The 17141-nt window shown below is 70.5% G+C and carries 15 protein-coding genes; 6 read left to right on the top strand and 9 right to left on the bottom strand.

Annotated features, from left to right (window positions below; translation table 11 throughout):
* The first annotated feature begins 266 nt into the window (after nt 1-266).
* On the top strand, nt 267-521 hold the full coding sequence (locus ACOZ38_RS00835; protein ID WP_424527967.1) for a hypothetical protein: 255 nt from the start codon (nt 267-269) through the stop codon (nt 519-521).
* 79 nt (nt 522-600) lie between these two features.
* Here ACOZ38_RS00835 and ACOZ38_RS00830 read toward each other — a convergent pair whose 3' ends face one another.
* The 7 genes from ACOZ38_RS00830 to ACOZ38_RS00800 form a co-directional block, all read right to left on the bottom strand.
* A complete protein-coding gene (locus ACOZ38_RS00830; RefSeq protein ID WP_424527965.1) occupies nt 601-3165 on the bottom strand; it encodes a DUF4118 domain-containing protein in 2565 nt (854 codons plus the stop codon).
* A gap of 5 nt (nt 3166-3170) precedes the next feature.
* Entirely contained in the window at nt 3171-4040 is an 870-nt protein-coding gene (locus ACOZ38_RS00825; protein WP_424527963.1) for a potassium-transporting ATPase subunit C, read from the bottom strand.
* Nucleotides 4041-6188 (bottom strand): potassium-transporting ATPase subunit KdpB, encoded by a 2148-nt coding sequence (kdpB, locus tag ACOZ38_RS00820; RefSeq protein WP_424527961.1) that lies wholly within the window; start codon nt 6186-6188, stop codon nt 4041-4043.
* Nucleotides 6188-7849, bottom strand: a complete 1662-nt coding sequence (gene kdpA / locus ACOZ38_RS00815) for a potassium-transporting ATPase subunit KdpA (protein ID WP_424527959.1) — start codon at nt 7847-7849, stop codon at nt 6188-6190. Before kdpA ends, kdpB begins: the two co-directional genes overlap by 1 nt.
* Entirely contained in the window at nt 7849-7938 is a 90-nt protein-coding gene (gene kdpF, locus ACOZ38_RS00810) for a K(+)-transporting ATPase subunit F (protein ID WP_114029906.1), read from the bottom strand. Before kdpF ends, kdpA begins: the two co-directional genes overlap by 1 nt.
* A gap of 398 nt (nt 7939-8336) precedes the next feature.
* Nucleotides 8337-8960, bottom strand: coding sequence for a copper resistance CopC family protein (locus tag ACOZ38_RS00805; RefSeq protein ID WP_424527957.1), 624 nt, complete (start codon nt 8958-8960; stop codon nt 8337-8339).
* A gap of 103 nt (nt 8961-9063) precedes the next feature.
* Nucleotides 9064-9660 carry an MFS transporter gene (locus ACOZ38_RS00800; protein WP_424527955.1) on the bottom strand — a complete coding sequence of 199 codons (597 nt, stop codon included), beginning with the start codon at nt 9658-9660 and terminating at the stop codon, nt 9064-9066.
* A 287-nt stretch (nt 9661-9947) separates the two neighbouring features.
* Here ACOZ38_RS00800 and tuf point away from each other — a divergent pair, with 287 nt between their 5' ends.
* From tuf to ACOZ38_RS00785, 3 genes are all read left to right on the top strand, one after another.
* Nucleotides 9948-11120 carry an elongation factor Tu gene (tuf, locus tag ACOZ38_RS00795; protein WP_424527953.1) on the top strand — a complete coding sequence of 391 codons (1173 nt, stop codon included), beginning with the start codon at nt 9948-9950 and terminating at the stop codon, nt 11118-11120.
* A 386-nt stretch (nt 11121-11506) separates the two neighbouring features.
* Complete coding sequence (locus ACOZ38_RS00790; RefSeq protein WP_424527951.1) at nt 11507-13141, top strand: cellulase family glycosylhydrolase; 1635 nt, start codon at nt 11507-11509, stop codon at nt 13139-13141.
* 107 nt (nt 13142-13248) lie between these two features.
* Nucleotides 13249-13473 (top strand): hypothetical protein, encoded by a 225-nt coding sequence (locus ACOZ38_RS00785; RefSeq protein ID WP_424527950.1) that lies wholly within the window; start codon nt 13249-13251, stop codon nt 13471-13473.
* A gap of 81 nt (nt 13474-13554) precedes the next feature.
* Here ACOZ38_RS00785 and ACOZ38_RS00780 read toward each other — a convergent pair whose 3' ends face one another.
* Nucleotides 13555-14058, bottom strand: coding sequence for a hypothetical protein (locus ACOZ38_RS00780; protein WP_424527948.1), 504 nt, complete (start codon nt 14056-14058; stop codon nt 13555-13557).
* A gap of 92 nt (nt 14059-14150) precedes the next feature.
* Nucleotides 14151-14756 (bottom strand): hypothetical protein, encoded by a 606-nt coding sequence (locus ACOZ38_RS00775; protein WP_405143045.1) that lies wholly within the window; start codon nt 14754-14756, stop codon nt 14151-14153.
* A gap of 269 nt (nt 14757-15025) precedes the next feature.
* On the opposite strand from ACOZ38_RS00775, the gene ACOZ38_RS00770 reads away from it, so the two are divergent.
* The gene (locus tag ACOZ38_RS00770; protein WP_424527945.1) at nt 15026-16579 is read left to right on the top strand and encodes a M28 family metallopeptidase; all 1554 of its coding nucleotides are present in this window, start codon (nt 15026-15028) and stop codon (nt 16577-16579) included.
* 142 nt (nt 16580-16721) lie between these two features.
* Entirely contained in the window at nt 16722-16952 is a 231-nt protein-coding gene (locus ACOZ38_RS00765; protein WP_405143041.1) for a DUF2277 domain-containing protein, read from the top strand.
* Nucleotides 16953-17141 lie beyond the last annotated feature (189 nt).

Genomic DNA, 17141 nt, shown 5'->3' with positions numbered 1-17141 from the left:
CGCTTCCCGACAGCCGACGGTGAGGGTGGGACACGCAGCGCTCGACGAATCGAACGCGGTTCCGCCGACGTGCGTGGCGTGTATGACACCAGGTCGGAGACCCTCGGGAGAGGGTGGCAGGGCGACTCGCCGCGGCCGGCGGCGGCGCCTGTGGGGGGCTTGTACCAACCTGGAGTCACACGCTGCAAAATCAGGGTGGAAGGGCCCGCGCCAGACGTACCCGACGCCTGGCCGGCCTCGCTGCCGGGCCGGACAGGAGATGGGTGATGAGCGGCATGCCGCACTGGAGGCTCGACCCGCTGGTCGACCGCGATGCCCACCAGCTGCAGGAGTACGACGACCTGACCGCCATCGAGCGGCTGGCGCCCTTCTCGTTCGGGGCGTGCTCGTGCGGCGAGTGGACCACGCCCAACATGACCATCGACGACGTCCTGGCGGCCTTCGACGCGCACATGCGGCAGGTGCAGGTGGCCGCACGCGCGAGCCGGCCCTGGCACGACCGTGACGACCCGGCCCGGTGACGAGACGGCACCTCGCATCGTGTCGACACGCGACTGATGGGAACCGCCGACCCGGCCCCGTTACTCTCGGAGGCGCCCGTCACGGCAGGATGACGGCGGGGTCCTCGGCGGGCACCGGCGACGCGATCGGCAGGGTGATGATCATGGTGAGGCCTCCGCCGGGGGTCTCCTCGGGGACGAGCGTGCCGCCCATCGCCTCGGCCAGCCCTCGGGAGAGCGCGAGGCCGAGGCCGACGCCGGTGTGGTTGTCCCGGTCGCCCAGACGCTGGAAGGGCATGAAGACGCGGTCGTGCGCCTCGGGCGGTATGCCGGGGCCACGGTCGATGACGCGGATTTCGACCTGGCCGCCGTGCGAGCTGGCGGTGACGAGCACCTTTGCCCCGGCCGGGCTGTGGCGGACGGCGTTGGTCATCACGTTGACCAGGATGCGCTCCAGCAGCGCCGGGTCGGCGACGATATCCGGAAGGCCGGCCGACAGCTCGCCCTCCACGCGGTCCGCGAGCGGCCCGAGGTCGTCGATCGAGCGAGGGACGACCTCCTCTACCGCGACCGGCTGCGAGGCCAGACCCAGCACGCCCGCCTGGAGGCGGCTCATGTCGAGGAGGTTGGCCACCAGCCGGTCCAGCTTGGCCAGCGACTCGTCGGCGGTGGCGAGCAACTCGTGCCGGTCCTCCACGCTCCACCGCACCTCGGTGCTCCGCAGGCTCTCGACGGCGGCCTTGGCCGAGGCCAGCGGGGTCCGCAGGTCGTGGCTGACCGCGGCGAGCAGCGCCGTGCGCATCCTGTCGGCCTCGGCCAGCGGTCTGGCCTGCTCGGCCTCCTCCCGCAACCGCTGCTGGCGCAGCGCGATGGCGGCCTCGGCGGCGAACGCCTCCAGCACCCGGCGGTCGGAGGCGTCCAGCAGGCGTCCCCGCACCGCCAGCACCAGGTCGTCGTCGATGGACACGTCGGAGTCGGCGGCGCCCGGAGCCGTGCAGGGCGCGCCGCCGGAGGTGGCCACGATGCGCCACGCCTCGGGCTCGGAGTGGTCGTCCGGGCTCGGCTCCGCGGCCCGTTCGAGCAGCGTCACCGAGGACAGGCCGAAGATCTCCCGCAGCCGCGCCAGCAGCGAGGGCAGCGCCGCGTCCCCGCGCAGCACGTGCCCCGCCAGGGTGGACAGCACCTCCGCGTCCGCCCCGGCGCGGGACGCTTCGCGGGTCCTGCGGGCGGCGAGGTCCACCACGGCGCTCACCATGACGGCCACCAGCACGTAGACGCCGAGGGCGAGCAGGTTCTCCGGATCGGAGATGGTGAACCGGCCCACGGGCGGGGTGAAGAAGTAGTTGAGCAGCAGCGATCCCGCCACGGCGGCGGTGACGGCGGGCCACATGCCGCCCACGAGGGCCACGCCCACCACCATCAGCAGGAAGAGCAGGATCTCGCTGGGCAGCGACAGCGCGTCCCCGAAGGGCACCAGTGCGGCGGTGATGATGGGAAGCAGCAGCAGCGCCATCGCCCAGCCCGCGAACCGCCGCCTGCGGGTGAGCGCGGCGCGCGACCTGACGCGCCGGGCGCGCCCGCTCACCTCGGCATGGGTGATCATGTGGACGTCGATGGACCCGGAGAGCATGGTGGTGGTGACGCCCACTCCCCGGGAGAACAGCTGCGCGATCCTGCCGCGACGTGAGGCGCCGAGTACGAGCTGCGTCGCGTTCACTCCCCGCGCGAAGTCCAGCAGAGCGTTCGGCACGTCGTCGCCGACGACCTGGTGGTAGGTGCCGCCGAGGCTCTCGACCAGCGTGCGCTGGCGCGTCAGGTTCGCCGGGCCGGTCCCGGTGAGGCCGTCCGAGCGGGTCACGTGGACGGCGAGCAGGTCGGCGCCCTTGGTCCTGGCGGCGATCCTGGCCGCGCGCCGCACCAGCGTGTCTCCCTCTGAGCCGCCGGTCAGCGCCACCACCACGCGCTCGCGGGCCTCCCACGTGCCGGCGATGCCGTGGTCGGCCCGGTAGCGGTCGAGCTGCTCGTCCACCTTCCCCGCGACCCAGAGCAGGGCCAGCTCGCGCAGGGCCGTCAGGTTGCCGACACGGAAGTAGTTCGAGAGGGCGGCGTCGATCCTCTCCGGCGGATAGATGTTCCCGTGGGCCATCCGGCGGCGCAGCGCCTCCGGGGCCATGTCGACGACCTCCACCTGGTCGGCCCTGCGCACGACCTCGTCGGGTACGGTCTCGCGCTGCGGGACCCCGGTGATCTGGTGGACGACGTCGTTGAGCGACTCCAGGTGCTGGATGTTGACGGTGGAGACGACGTCGATCCCGGCGTCCAGGATCTCCTCGATGTCCTGCCAGCGCTTGGCGTTCTTCGAGCCGGGCACGTTGGTGTGCGCGAGCTCGTCGATCAGCGCGAGCCTGGGCCTTCGCGCGATGACGGCGCCCGCGTCGAGCTCGGTGAAGGCCGTCCCCCGGTAGACCATGGTCTTCCGGGGGACGAGTTCCAGGTCGTCGACCTGCGCGGCCGTACGGGGCCTGCCGTGGGTCTCGACGAACCCGACCACCACGTCGGTCCCCCGGGCCACGCGCCTGTGCCCCTCGCAGAGCATCGCGAAGGTCTTGCCGACCCCGGGAGCCGCCCCCAGGTAGATCCTCAGCCGGCCGCGCGCTCCGCCCATCGCCGCTATGCCTTGAGCCGGTCGAGTGCCAGGTTCAGCCGCAGGACGTTCACCCCGGGTTCGCCCATGAACCCGAGGCTGCGGCCCGTGGTGTACTCGTCGATCAGCTTCCCGACCTGGGCCGGCGTGAGCCCGCGTTCCCTGGCGACCCGGTTGGCCTGCAGGTGGGCGTAGGCGACCGAGATGTCCGGGTCGAGGCCGGAGCCGCTGGCGGTGACCGCGTCAGGAGGCACGACGGCCTTCGCCGAGCCCCGCACCGCGACCGTACGGCCGCTCGCGTAGTCCTCGCCGGGCCTGCCGCACTCGACCTTCACACCCCTGTACTCGGCGACGAAGGGTGCCGAGGGGCAGGCCTGGTTGACGCTGACGGCGCGGGTGGGCGTGCCGACGGCCGGGAAGACCTTCAGCACCGCGCCCACCCCGTCGGGCGTGCAGTACGGCCGCGCGCCGCTGACGCCCTCGAGCTCGCCGATGGCCTTGCTCCGGGCGCAGACCTGGGTGAGCAGGCTCTGCCTGCCGGCGCCGGGGGCGTTCTTGGCCCCTGGCACCGGCAGGGTGTCCACGATGTCCTCGGGGCCGAGGTTGCTGGCGGCGGTGGACGTCATGTCGTACCCGTCACCGGCCGCCGAGGGACGGCTCTGGAAGTACTTCCTCACCGGGTTGCCGTAGCCGTCGGTGAAGCTCTGGCCGACGAGGGAGCTGCCCGTGTCCCTGCCGTCCTTGCGCACGAGCGAGCCGTTGGCGCTGTCGTTGAACACGGCCTGGGCGATGCCGGTGACCAGGAGGGGATAGATCGCCCCGGTCACCAGGGTGAGTACGAGCAGCGCGCGCAGCGCGGCCACGTGCTGGCGGATCCAGCTTGGCAGGCGTTCCATTTATGACATCCCCGGAAGGAAGTGGATGACGAGATCGATGATCTTGATTCCGATGAACGGGACCACGATGCCGCCGAGGCCGTAGACGTAGAGGTTGCGGTTGAGCAGCTTGGAGGCGCTCGACGGGCGGTACCTGACGCCGCGCAGCGCCAGCGGGATCAGCGCGACGATGACGATGGCGTTGAAGATGACCGCCGACAGGATCGCGGACTGTGGGCTGGCCAGGCGCATGACGTTGAGCGCGCCGAGACCGGGATACACGGCCGCGAAGATCGCCGGGATGATCGCGAAGTACTTGGCGATGTCGTTCGCGATCGAGAAGGTCGTCAGCGCCCCCCGCGTGATCAGGAGCTGCTTGCCGATCTCGACGATCTCGATCAGCTTGGTGGGGTTGGAGTCGAGATCGACCATGTTCCCGGCCTCCTTGGCGGCCGAGGTGCCGGTGTTCATCGCCACTCCGACGTCGGCCTGGGCGAGCGCGGGAGCGTCGTTCGTGCCGTCGCCGGTCATGGCGACCAGGCGCCCGCCCTGCTGCTCCCTGCGGATCAGGGCCAGTTTGTCCTCGGGGGTCGCCTCGGCGAGGAAGTCGTCGACCCCCGCCTCGTCAGCGATGGCCTTGGCCGTCAGCGGGTTGTCCCCGGTGATCATCACGGTACGGATGCCCATCTTGCGCATCTCGTCGAACCGCTCGCGCATGCCCTGCTTGACGACGTCCTTGAGGTGGATGATCCCCAGCACGCGCGCCCTGCCCCGGAGCACCTCGCCGACCACCAGCGGCGTCCCGCCCGAGGCGGAGATGCCGTCCACCAGGTCGCCGACCTCGGCGGTCGGGTGGCCGCCGTGGTCGCGCACCCACTTCATGACCGCCGTGGCGGCCCCCTTGCGCACCTGGCGGCCGTCCACGTTGACGCCCGACATGCGGGTCTGGGCGGTGAACGGGATCCAGTCGGCGTGGGCCAGTTCCCCCGGCTTGCGCTCCCGCAGGCCGTACGCCTGCTTCGCGTAGACCACGATGGAACGGCCCTCGGGGGTCTCGTCGGCCAGGCTAGCCAGCTGGGCGGCGGCGGCCAGGTCGTCCGGGGTGACGCCGGGCACCGGCGCGAACTCCGACGCCTGCCGGTTGCCGAGCGTGATGGTGCCGGTCTTGTCCAGCAGCAGGGTGCTCACGTCGCCCGCGGCCTCGACCGCGCGTCCGCTCATCGCGAGGACGTTGCGCTGGACGAGCCGGTCCATGCCCGCGATGCCGATCGCCGACAGCAGCGCGCCGATCGTCGTCGGGATGAGGCAGACCAGCAGCGAGACCAGCACGATGCCGGTGACGCCGTTCGCGGTCAGGGCGAGCGAGTCGGGGATGCCGGGGTTGACCGCCTTGGAGTAGATGGCCAGCGGCTGCATGGTGGCGGTGGCGACCAGGAAGATGATCGTCAGCGCGGCGAGCAGGATGTTGAGCGCGATCTCGTTGGGGGTCTTCTGCCGGTTGGCCCCCTCGACCAGCGCGATCATCCGGTCGATGAAGCTCTCGCCCGGCCGCTGCGTGATCTGTACGACGATCCGGTCCGACAGCACCTTGGTGCCGCCCGTGACCGCCGAACGGTCGCCGCCCGACTCGCGGATGACCGGTGCGGACTCGCCCGTGATGGCGGACTCGTCCACGCTGGCGATGCCCTCGACCACGTCGCCGTCGCCCGGGATGATCTCTCCGGCCTCGACGACCACGAAGTCGCCCTGCCTGAGCTCGGGTGCGCCCACGGTGTCCCACGAGACGGCGCTCTGGCCGGCCCGCCAGCCCGTGAGGCGGCGCGCCATCGTGTCGCGCTTGGCGGCGCGCAGCGTGGCCGCCTGCGCCTTGCCCCGGCCCTCGGCCACGGCCTCGGCGAGGTTGGCGAACACGACGGTCAGCCAGAGCCAGACCACGATCGCCCAGGCGAAGATCGAGGGGCTGGTGATCGCGAGAACGGTGGTGAAGACCGCGCCGATCTCGACGATGAACATCACCGGGTTGCGCCACAGCGTGGCGGGGTTCAGCTTGCGCAGGGCGTCCGGCAGCGAGGTGAGGAGCTGCTTGGGGTCGAGCAGACCGCCCCCGACCTTGCCGTTCCTGTCCGGCGCGGGTGTACGGCCCGGCGCGCGGAGCACTGGGGTTGCCATTACGAGATTCCTTCTGCGAGCGGCCCGAGCGCCAGGGCGGGGAGGAAGGTCAGCGCGACCAGGATGATCGTCACACCGACGACCATGCCGACGAACTGCGGCCGGTGCGTGGGCAGCGTGCCCGCCGACGCGGGCACGGGTGCCTGCCTGGCCAGCGAGCCCGCGAGGCCGAGCACGAAGACCATCGGCAGGAAGCGTCCGAACGCCATGCACAGGCCGAGCACGGTGTCGTACCACGGGGTGTTCACGGTGAGACCCGCGAAGGCCGACCCGTTGTTGTTGGAGGCGCTGGTGAAGGCGTAGAGCACCTCCGACAGGCCGTGCGGCCCGCCGTTCAGCATGCTCGCCCGCTGCGTGGGCGAGCCCATGGCCAGGGCCGTGCCGATGAGCACGAGGACCGGTGTGGTGAGGAAGTACAGCGACGCGAGCTTGATCTCGCGGGCACCGATCTTCTTGCCGAGGTACTCGGGCGTGCGGCCGACCATGAGGCCCGCGACGAAGACGGTGATCACCGCGAGCACGAGCATGCCGTACAGGCCCGCTCCCACACCGCCGGGCGCGACCTCGCCCAGCATCATGTTGGCCATGGTGACCATGCCGCCGAGCGCGGTGAACGAGTCGTGGAAGGAGTTGACGGCGCCGGTGGAGGTCAGCGTCGTGGCCGCCGCGAAGGTGCCGGAGTTGGCGACGCCGAACCTGACGTCCTTGCCCTCCATCGCGGCGCCGACGGCCTGCGGGACCGTGCCGTTGTGCGCGAGTTCGAGCCCGGTGAGCACGGCGACGCTGGTGAAGGCCAGGATGCCCATGATCGCGACGATCGCGTAGCCCTGCCGCCTGTCGCCGACCATGCGGCCGAACGTGCGGGGCAGCGCGAACGGCAGCACCAGGATCGCGAAGACCTCGACCCAGTTCGTCCAGCTACTGGCGTTCTCGAAGGGGTGGGCGGAGTTGGTGTTGTAGAAGCCGCCTCCGTTGGTGCCCAGCTCCTTGATGATCTCCTGGCTGGCGACCGGGCCGCCGGTGATCCCCTGCGTGCCCCCGGCGAGCCTCGCGACCTCGTGGACTCCAGAGAAGTTCTGGATCAGGCCGCCCGCCACCAGGACGATCGCGCCGACGAAGGCGATCGGCAGCAGGATGCGCACCGTGCCACGCACCAGGTCGACCCAGAAGTTGCCGAGGTTCTCGGTCCGCTTGCGGGCGAACCCGCGGACCAGCGCCATCGCGACGGCCATGCCCACCGCGGCCGACACGAAGTTCTGCACGGCCAGGCCCGACATCTGCACCAGGTGGCCCATCGTGGACTCGCCCGAGTACGCCTGCCAGTTGGTGTTGGTGACGAAGCTGACGGCGGTGTTCCACGCGATGTGGTCAGGGACGGGAGCGAAGCCGAGGTTCAGGAAGAGCCTGTCCTGCAGGCGCTGGAACGCGTACAGGAACAGGATGGAGACGGCCGAGAAGGCCAGCACGCTCCGGGCGTACGCGCTCCACCGCTGCTCGGCGTCCGGCTGGACGCCGACGAGCCGGTAGATCACCCGCTCCGGCGCCAGATGCCTCGCACTGGTGTAGACGCGGTACATGTAGTCGCCCAGCGGCCGATGCGTCAGCACCAGGGCGAGGACGAGAGATCCGATGAACAGGATCCCCGCGGCGGCGGTCGACATCAGAAGCGCTCCGGGAACAGCAGGGCCGCGACCATGAAGATCACCAGACCGGCTGTGACCACCAGTCCGGCGGCGTTGACAGCGCTCACAGGCGCTCCACCGCCTTGACGACGAACCCGATGATCACGAATATCGCGATCGTCAGGGCGACGAAGATGACGTCAGCCATCCCCACTCCTCAAATCCGGACGAACATGCTTCCGACCGCCCAGGTCGGACGGTCTTCACAGTCAGCAAATCGCGGGATTTGAGGGACTTGGCGGGTCTTGACGGCTTCCATACGCCCCGAGGCCGATTATTGACGCGATCCCTACGCCGGACCGCTCGCACGCTTCAGGACAGGCTCTCCGGCAACCCAAGCCCATCCCATCGATCGGCCCTTTCCGGAGATATCCGCTCAAGCGGGGCTAAAGAGAGAATGGCGCTACTTGAGCGGATCGTCGCCCAGTTCATCGGCGAGCACCGCCAACAGGTCAGCAGGACGTCGTCACGAGTCTCCCTCGCGGTCCGGCTCGGGGGTGGGGTCCGGGTCGGGCTGCTTCGCCGGTGTCTCCTCATCCGTTCGGGGCGTCCTGCGGCCGGTGAGGAGGAGCGCCGCCCCGACGACCACGAGCAGCCCGAGGCCCGCCCAGACCCATACGGGCACACCGGACTGCGACGCCGTGCCGTCGGGCGCCGTTGCCGGTACGGTGCCCGCCGCCCCGGTCGGCCGCGCCGTTGCCGAAGGCGCGGCCGCTCCCGCCTGCGAACCCTCCACGGTGAACGGGATCTCTCCCTCCACGGGGTGGCCGTCGGAGGAGACGATGCGCCAGGCGATGACGTAACCGCCGGGCGGCAGCGGGCCGGCGACGCTCTCGAACACCTTCGGGCCGTCGGTACGCGGAGGCCCGGACTCGAAGCGCCGTCCGGCGGCGTCGTGCAGGACCACCACAGGGAAGCTGACGCGCGCGCTGAACTCCAGCTCGATCTGGTCGAGCCGCGAGACGGTCGAGTCCTTCGCCGGTGAACTGCTCTTCAGACTGTCGTGCGCCAGGGCGGGCGGGGCGGCCAGTCCGAGGAACACACCGGACAGGCAGAGCGCCAGCAGCGCTCGGATGACAGGGAATCTCACTGGGAACTCCAAGGTGACACGCGGAAGGCGCGGCCCGCGGGATGCGCCTGTCCGTACGCGGGAAGCGCGCGGGCCCACCAGGTGGCCGCATGCGCGCGCGGACTCAGGGAACCGCGAGAGCCGGGGGCCCGCGCCTGACGACCGCGTGTCGCAGCACCCGCTCGCGACCGGGCGGCGAGACGGCGGCCTCCGCCCGTCTCCGCGGCACGCCGGGGACCGGGGTCGCGTCCCGCCACATGAGCACGGCCAGGCGCCGCACCGCGTACGCGCCGACGCCGCGCAGGACCGACCACAGGGCCGCCTCACCACGGGACAGCCACCATCCGGTGAGCAGCGTGGCGGTGAGGTGGGCGAGGAGCATGCCGGCGTTCACCCCCAAGCCGTGCCCCTGCGGCAGTACGGCCGTCCCGTGATCGTGATGCGGGCCCGGCACGGAGGGCAGGCCCTGGGGGCTCCTCGGGCCGAGGAGCTGGTGCATGAAGACCTGAGCCGCGAGAAGGAGCCCGGTCACGGTGGCGGGCGAGCGTTCGCGCCCTGCCAGCACCGTCGTGATCGTCATGACCGCTAGCCCGCCGGACAGCAGCACCTGCGGCGCGGGCCCGGCCCCGCCCGCGAACCAGTGCGCCGCGGCGGCGAGCGTTACGCACACGACCGCGAAGACCGCCGACCGCGCGAGCCGTAAGGGCACATTGGCGTGCATGACGCTATGAATCGTCTCATACGCCGTGAAAAGTCGAAGGATCTCAGCGCTGGGAAAACCCGTTGCGAGCGGGCGGAGCCGTACCCGAGCATGGGGGACATGTTCCGGCACGCCTTGTTCTCGACGCCCGCCAGCGCGGGCGTGCGGGCGCGTGCCCTGACGCCTGCCGCACAGCGGCTCGACGGCGCGGAGCGCTGACCCTTTCCCGGACGTCCTGAGTGACCCCGCGGGGAAGGGTCGGCTGAGCTCGCGGGTCACTGCCCGTCAAGGCGTCAAAGGAAAGGAACATGGCCAAGCAGGCTTACGTGCGCAGCAAGCCGCACCTCAACATCGGCACGATGGGGCACGTCGACCACGGCAAGACCACGCTCACCGCGGCGATCACCAAGGTGCTCAGCGACCGGGGCGGCGCGACGTACGTGCCGTTCAGCCGCATCGACCGCACCCCGGAGGAGGCCGCCAGGGGGATCACCATCAACATCTCCCACGTCGAGTACGAGACGGCCTCGCGCCACTACGCCCACGTGGACATGCCCGGGCACGCCGACTACGTGAAGAACATGATCACGGGGGCGGCGCAGCTCGACGGGGCGATCCTGGTGGTCTCCGCGGTCGACGGCATCATGCCGCAGACGCGCGAGCACGCCCTGCTCGCGCGCCGGGTCGGGGTCGAGCACCTCGTCGTCGCCCTCAACAAGGCCGACGGCGCCGACCCCGAGCTGGCCGACCTGGTCGAGCTGGAGCTGCGGGAGCTCCTGGCCGAGCACGGCTACGACGACGTGCCCGTGGTCAGGGTCTCCGGGCTCCGGGCCCTCGAAGGCGACCCCGAATGGGTGGCGTCGGTCGAGTCCCTGCTCCAGGCGGTCGACGACCACATCCCGGTGCCGGTGCGCTACGTCGACGCGCCGTTCCTGATGCCGGTCGAGAACGTCCTCACCGTCACCGGGCGCGGCACCGTGGTCACCGGGGCGATCGAGCGCGGCTCGGTCGCGGTCGGCGACACCGTGCAGGTCGTGGGCCTGGGCGACGGGTTCACCGCGGTGGTCACCGGGGTCGAGACCTTCGGCAAGACGATGGAGCGGGGCGAGGCAGGCGACAACGCCGCGCTGCTGCTGCGTGGCGTCCGGCGCGAGCAGGTGCGGCGGGGCCAGGTGCTGGCGGCCCCCGGCAGCCAGACGGCGCACCGGCGGTTCGCCGCCCGCGTCTACCTGCTCACCGAGGAGGAGGGCGGCAGGAGCACGGCCGTCGCGACCGGCTACCGGCCGCAGTTCTACCTTCGGACCACCGACGTCCCTGGACGGGTGGACCTGCGTGCGGGGGAGATGGCGCTGCCGGGCGAGACGGTCGAGGTGACGGTCGAGCTGGGCAAGCCGGTCGCCCTGGAGACGGGGCTCGGCTTCGCGGTCCGCGAGGGCGGGCTGACCGTGGGCGCCGGCAAGGTCACGGCCCTGCTCGACTGAGCTCCGTCCCGGGCTCGGCCGTTCGAGAAGGCGGGGCTTCTATGACATGGAGCTTCCCGTGTCATAGAAGCCCCGCGGAGTCCCACCCACCGGGACAGGACCGCTGGTGAGCCCCACGCGGGCGGCTGAAAGTTTCAGCGGATTCACCGCGCCCGACCGGTCCTGTGATGCTCCGCCCGCGCCGGGACGGCCGCGTCTTCCGATGTCGTGAGCGCCGGCCGGCCCCGCTTCGTGCCGCCCCCGCTCGTACGGCCCGCCCGCGCCCAAGGCACGTGCTGTACATGTCCGTGGAATGCGCGGACGATGGGCGCGCTCCCGCAAACCGACGGTTCCCCGGCGCTCGCCACATCACTTAACCGGTTAATGCCCCCTGAGAAAGGTGACCCATGAGAAAGCGACTACGGATGGCCGAGGCGGCGGTGCTCTCACTGCTCGCACTCCTGATCTCGATGCTCGTCGCCGTGCAGCCCGCGCAGGCGGCGGTGGGACTCCGCGTGAGCGGTACGAAGATCGTCGAGTCCGGCGGCAGCGCCTTCGTCATGCGGGGAGTGAGCCACCCGCACGCCTGGTACCCGAGCCAGACCACGTCCTCCCTGGCCGGCATCAAGTCCCTCGGCGCCAACACGGTGCGCGTGGTGCTGAGCGGCGGGCGGTGGACCGCCAACAGCGCCGCCGACGTGGCCAACGTGGTCGCGCAGTGCAAGGCGAACCGGTTGATCTGCGTGCTGGAGAACCACGACACCACCGGCTACGGCGAGCAGAGCGGCGCCGTCACCCTGGACGCGGCGGTCAGCTACTGGATCAGCGTCCAGAGCGCGCTGACGGGCCAGGAGAACTACGTCGTCATCAACATCGGCAACGAGCCGTTCGGCAACAACAGCGTCACCCCCAACTGGACCCAGGCCACCACCAGCGCGATCACCCGGATGCGCAACGCCGGGTTCCAGCACCTGCTCATGGTCGACGCGCCCAACTGGGGACAGGACTGGTCCTTCACCATGCGGAACACCGCGGCGAGCGTGTTCAACGCCGACCCGCAGCACAACACCGTGTTCTCGATCCACATGTACGGCGTCTTCGACACGGCGGCGAAGATCAACAGCTACCTGGACACCTTCCAGACGGCCGGGCTCCCGCTGGTCATCGGCGAGTTCGGGTTCAACCACTCCGACGGTAACCCGGACGAGGACACGATCATGGCGCAGGCGCAGACGCGCGGCGTCGGCTACATCGGCTGGTCGTGGAGCGGCAACAGCAGCGACGTGGCCTATCTCGACATGGTGAACAACTTCAGCGCGAGCAGCCTCACGTCGTGGGGCACGCGGATCTTCAACGGCGCCAACGGCATCGCACAGACCTCCAAGCAGGCGGCCGTCTACACCGGCGGCGGCACCCCCGACACCACACCGCCCACCACCCCCGGCACCCCGGTGGCGTCAGGAATCACCTCCACCGGGGCCACCCTGTCGTGGACGGCCTCCACCGACTCCGGCGGATCCGGCCTGGCCGGGTACAACGTCTACCGCGAGCAGGGCGCCACCGACCCGCAACTCGGCCAGCCGGCCACCAACTCGATCACGCTGACCGGCCTCTCCCCCAGCACGCAGTACCAGGTGTACGTGCGCGCCCGCGACGGCGCGGGCAACCTCTCCGGCAACTCCGGCCTGGTCACGTTCACCACGACGAGCGGCGGAGGCGGCGGGGGCACCACCGGGTGCGGGGTCGTCGCGACCACCCAGACCCAGTGGGGCAACGGCTACGTCATCCAGCCGGTAACCGTCACCAACACCGGCCCCGCCGCCATCAACGGCTGGACGGTGACCTTCACCCTCCCGGCCGGGCACACGATCACCGGATCCTGGAACGCGACGTTCACCACCAGCGGGCAGACGGTGACCGCGCGGAACGCCGCACACAACGGGTCGCTGGCGCCCAGCGCCTCCACCAGTTTCGGCTTCCAGGCGAGCCGCCCGGACGGCAACACCCAACTGCCGTCCGCCTACACCTGCACCGCTCCCTGACGCACGCCCACCCGCTCTTGTCGGCAGATGTCCGTGTGATGCATTTCGGCAGGGAAGGTCTCCAGTGCCCGGCACTCCAGCGGGGCGGCACAATCACTGGGGGATATATGGCAATTGTTGCGGATTTGTCCAAACTGCTCGATAAAGAGTACGAGAACAAGAGCCTCGCGGAGCTTGTCAAGGCCCCCGTGTCCGCGCTGGCCGGGGTCAGCGAAGGCGACGCGAAGCTCCTCAAGGAGGCCTTCAGAATCAACACGGTTGGCGATATGGGGCGCAACAAGTACTTCCGTACCGCCACCGCGCTGGTCGACCTGGCCGACGGCACCAAGTAACCGCCGCCGTCGCGGACGGCGTCGTGCGCGGCCCCCTTCCTCGGGGGCCGCGCACGAGATCTGCCGAGCGGCGCGGTGCGGTCAGGCCGTTCCCCTCTTCCGGGGCTCACCCGGACCGGCCATCATCTCGAAGGCGTACACGGTGACCAGGCCGTAGATCAGGTGGGGGATCAGGTCGGAAAGCCAGCCTGCCGTACCCCACGTACGCGGGTCGGTCAGGCCGAGTGCCGTCATCGGCACGTTGGCCACCACGGTCGCCGCGAGCGCGACGCCGACGCCCGCCACCGGCACGTACACCTCGCGAACCGGAACGCGGAACGCCCCGTAGGCCGCGCCCAGCCCCACACCCGTCGCGAGCCCGAGCAGGGCGCCGATCCCCTCCTTGCGGCTCTCGGCCTGCTCTCCTTCCCCAAGGTCGAGCCCGGTCATCCCCGCGAGCTTCCCGGCGGTCTGGGCGGGCAGGCCGCTGGACGGCCGGCCGCGTACCGCCTGGTCGAGGTAGGTCACCACGTAGAGGGCCGTGGTCCCCGCCGCTCCGGCGAGAGCACCGGCCACGATGTACCGGCAGATGGCCGATCTCCCCATGCGCCACCCTCCGGTCGCTGCGACCACGTTTCCAACCCCCACTCACCGGCGAACGGCGCGAACGGAGTTCCAGGATCCCCTTCACGCAGTGGCTACACCGCCTCCGCGGCCTGCCCGACTCCCTGGAGCGCGCGGGAGACGTGCTGTTCGGCCAGGAAGTGGCCGACCCCGATGACCAGCGCGATGGGCCACTCGATGATCTCCAGGGCCGTGAGCACGCCCAGCGCCGCGTAGAAGGCGAGCCGGTTCGGCGGCGGCAGCGTCACCCTGCCGACCACCGGCAGGGTGACCGACGGCTTCCGCGCCTCGGCCCGCGCGATCGCGGCACGCGCCGACGGGGTGGACCGCCGCGCCTTCTCGCCCTCGGCCGCGGAGGTCTGCCGCGCCTTCTCGGCCCTGGCGGCGGAGGGCTTGCGCGCCTTCTCGGGCTTGCCCTCGGCCGGCTGCTTCTCGCTCCTGCTCCGCGTGGTGGCCTCCGAGGCCTTGCTCCGCGCGGTGGACACCGAGGCGGTGGCCGCGCTCCCGGTGGCGGCGGCCCTGGCCTTCGCCGCCTGACCGCGTGGCGAGCCGTTCGAGGCGGACCGCTGCGTCTTGCCGGCCTTGGTGGCCCCTGTGCCGTCCGACGCGGCGGTACGCCGGGCCTTACCCGTCTGACCTGGTGATTTGCCATCCGGGACAACGGTAGTCTTCTGTGCCATAGCGGCCTCCGTGGAGTCAGGAACGTATGGCCCATCCCCTCCCCCACATGCCCGGTAACGCCGCTTGGCTGGGACTTTGCCCGGTGTGGGCACGGCATGACGAGGCTGTGGCCCGGCGGCATTCCGCACGGCCGAACGATCATTTGGCGGTTTTTCACGAAATATCGTCGTAAGACGCCTCACCCCTTCACGAATTGGTCAAGTCCGACTACGTTCAGCGGTCAGCAGCAATTCGGGGACTCATCCATTGGATCCGAAGGAGAAGCTGAATGCGCTTCACCCTCCGCACGAGGGCGGGCATCGCCACCGCGACCACCGCCCTGATACTCCCCCTGGTCGCGGCCACACCGGCCGGCGCCGATCCCGACCCCGCCCAGCTGGCCCGTACGATCACGGCGCCGGGAGTGAAGCAGCACCTGCAGAAGTTGCAGCAGATCGCGGACGCCAACGGCGGCACGCGGGCGGCCGGGACCCCCGGCTTCGCCGCCTCCCGCGACTACGTGGCCGACCGGCTCAAGAAGGCCGGCTACAAGGTGACGATCCAGCCCTTCGAGTTCCCGTACTTCCAGCAGAACGCCACCGCCCTGCTGCAGCAGATCTCCCCAGACCCGAAGGTCTACGCCCCGACCCCGGTCGACGGGAGCGCGGTGGGCGAGTTCGCCACCATGACCTACTCCGGCTCTGGTGACGTCACCGCGCCCCTGCAGAACGTCGACCTGACCCTGCCGCCGGCCCCGGCGCCGAGCTCGACCTCCGGCTGCGAGGCGAGCGACTTCGCCGGGTTCACGCCGGGGAACATCGCCCTCCTGCAGCGCGGCACCTGCAACTTCCAGGTGAAGGCGGAGAACGCGCAGGCCGCGGGCGCGGCCGGGGCGATCATCTTCAACGAGGGCCAATCAGGCCGCACCGATACGCTGCAGGGCACCCTTGGCGCCCCCACCGTCAAGATCCCGGTGGTCGGCGCCAGCTTCGCCGTAGGGGAGGAGCTGTCCAGCCCGGCCGGCACGGTCGTACGGCTGAGGACCGACACCACCAGCGAGGTCCGCACCACCCAGAACGTCGTCGCCGACTCCAAGTGGGGCGACGCGAGCAAGGTGGTCCAGCTGGGCGCCCACCTCGACAGCGTCCCGGCCGGGCCCGGCATCAACGACAACGGCTCGGGCACCGCCGCGATCCTCGAGGTCGCGACCAAGCTCGCGAAGATCCCGACGAGGAACAAGCTGCGCTTCTCCTTCTGGAGCGGCGAGGAGCTCGGCCTGCTCGGCTCCGAGCACTACGTGGCCACCCTGTCGGCCGAGGAGCAGGCCAGGACGAAGCTCTACCTCAACTTCGACATGGTCGCCTCGCCGAACTACGCGCTGAAGATCTACGACGGTGACGACTCCGACGCCACGGGCGCGCCCGCCGGCCCGGCCGGATCCGACGAGATCGAGAAGCTCTTCGAGAAGTACTTCGACACCCTGCGCCAGGGCCACGTGGGCACCGACTTCGACGGCCGCTCCGACTACGGCCCGTTCATCGCCGCGGGGATTCCCGCCGGTGGCCTGTTCACCGGCGCCGAGGGCATCAAGACCCCCGCGGAGCAGGCGCTCTTCGGCGGCACCGCGGGGAAGGCCTACGACTCCTGTTACCACCAGGCGTGCGACACGCTCGCCAACATCAACGACAAGGCGCTGGCGCTGAACACCGGGGCCATCGCGACGGCGGCCGTGGTCTACGCGTTCAGCCGTGACCTGCCCGGTCCCGACGCCCGGGCGCCGCTCGCCTCGCGCGTCGCGGCCCGGCCCACCGGCGCCGACGTCCACGGACGTCCTGCCGCCTGACCTGGCCGAGGGTGGTCACGCGCCCGCCCCGCGCGGGCGCGCGGCCACCCCCATCGCTCGATCAACCCGTGCCGGCTGGGGTCACCCCTGGCTCCGCCGCCACGGGCGCGCGCGTCCCGGCGGCATGACGTACCGTCCTGTCATGTGCCGGAGTATCAAGACCCTTCGTGAGCCCTACACCAGCGACGTCACCGACGACGACGTACGGGCCGCCGCGCTCCAGTATGTGCGCAAGATCTCGGGGTTTCGGTCCCCGTCCGCGCGCAACGCGGAGGCCTTCGAACGGGCCGTGGACGTCATCGCCGCGGCGACCCAGAACCTTCTCGACGAGCTCCAGCTCAAGCAGGTCGCCCGTCAGCGGTCCGAGATGTGACCCGACCCTACGCCGCCTTAATCGCCCGCCTAATCACAATATTTCGCCTTTTGGGATAATTAGGGGTTTTACCGGCTAGGCCACGAGCGGGAAAGTCGAAGACCTATATCGAATCCGTCCCAGTTGGCCCATCCCAGAGTAAGGTTCGATTCATGAGGCCTTCAGAGACCTCCCGGCTCGAATCGTGCT

It is taken from the genome of Sphaerisporangium viridialbum (assembly GCF_049674955.1).
Classification (GTDB): domain Bacteria; phylum Actinomycetota; class Actinomycetes; order Streptosporangiales; family Streptosporangiaceae; genus Sphaerisporangium; species Sphaerisporangium viridialbum.
This window is presented reverse-complemented; position numbering and strand designations above follow the sequence as displayed.

What these genes read in the sequence shown, in the direction of transcription:
- ACOZ38_RS00835 (WP_424527967.1), top strand. Translation starts at nt 267, where the DNA reads ATGAGCGGCATGCCGCACTGGAGGCTCGACCCGCTGGTCGACCGCGAT.
- ACOZ38_RS00830 (WP_424527965.1), bottom strand. Translation starts at nt 3,165, where the DNA reads ATGGGCGGAGCGCGCGGCCGGCTGAGGATCTACCTGGGGGCGGCTCCC.
- ACOZ38_RS00825 (WP_424527963.1), bottom strand. Translation starts at nt 4,040, where the DNA reads ATGGAACGCCTGCCAAGCTGGATCCGCCAGCACGTGGCCGCGCTGCGC.
- kdpB (WP_424527961.1), bottom strand. Translation starts at nt 6,188, where the DNA reads ATGGCAACCCCAGTGCTCCGCGCGCCGGGCCGTACACCCGCGCCGGAC.
- kdpA (WP_424527959.1), bottom strand. Translation starts at nt 7,849, where the DNA reads ATGTCGACCGCCGCCGCGGGGATCCTGTTCATCGGATCTCTCGTCCTC.
- ACOZ38_RS00800 (WP_424527955.1), bottom strand. Translation starts at nt 9,660, where the DNA reads ATGCACGCCAATGTGCCCTTACGGCTCGCGCGGTCGGCGGTCTTCGCG.
- tuf (WP_424527953.1), top strand. Translation starts at nt 9,948, where the DNA reads ATGGCCAAGCAGGCTTACGTGCGCAGCAAGCCGCACCTCAACATCGGC.
- ACOZ38_RS00790 (WP_424527951.1), top strand. Translation starts at nt 11,507, where the DNA reads ATGAGAAAGCGACTACGGATGGCCGAGGCGGCGGTGCTCTCACTGCTC.
- ACOZ38_RS00785 (WP_424527950.1), top strand. Translation starts at nt 13,249, where the DNA reads ATGGCAATTGTTGCGGATTTGTCCAAACTGCTCGATAAAGAGTACGAG.
- ACOZ38_RS00780 (WP_424527948.1), bottom strand. Translation starts at nt 14,058, where the DNA reads ATGGGGAGATCGGCCATCTGCCGGTACATCGTGGCCGGTGCTCTCGCC.
- ACOZ38_RS00775 (WP_405143045.1), bottom strand. Translation starts at nt 14,756, where the DNA reads ATGGCACAGAAGACTACCGTTGTCCCGGATGGCAAATCACCAGGTCAG.
- ACOZ38_RS00770 (WP_424527945.1), top strand. Translation starts at nt 15,026, where the DNA reads ATGCGCTTCACCCTCCGCACGAGGGCGGGCATCGCCACCGCGACCACC.
- ACOZ38_RS00765 (WP_405143041.1), top strand. Translation starts at nt 16,722, where the DNA reads ATGTGCCGGAGTATCAAGACCCTTCGTGAGCCCTACACCAGCGACGTC.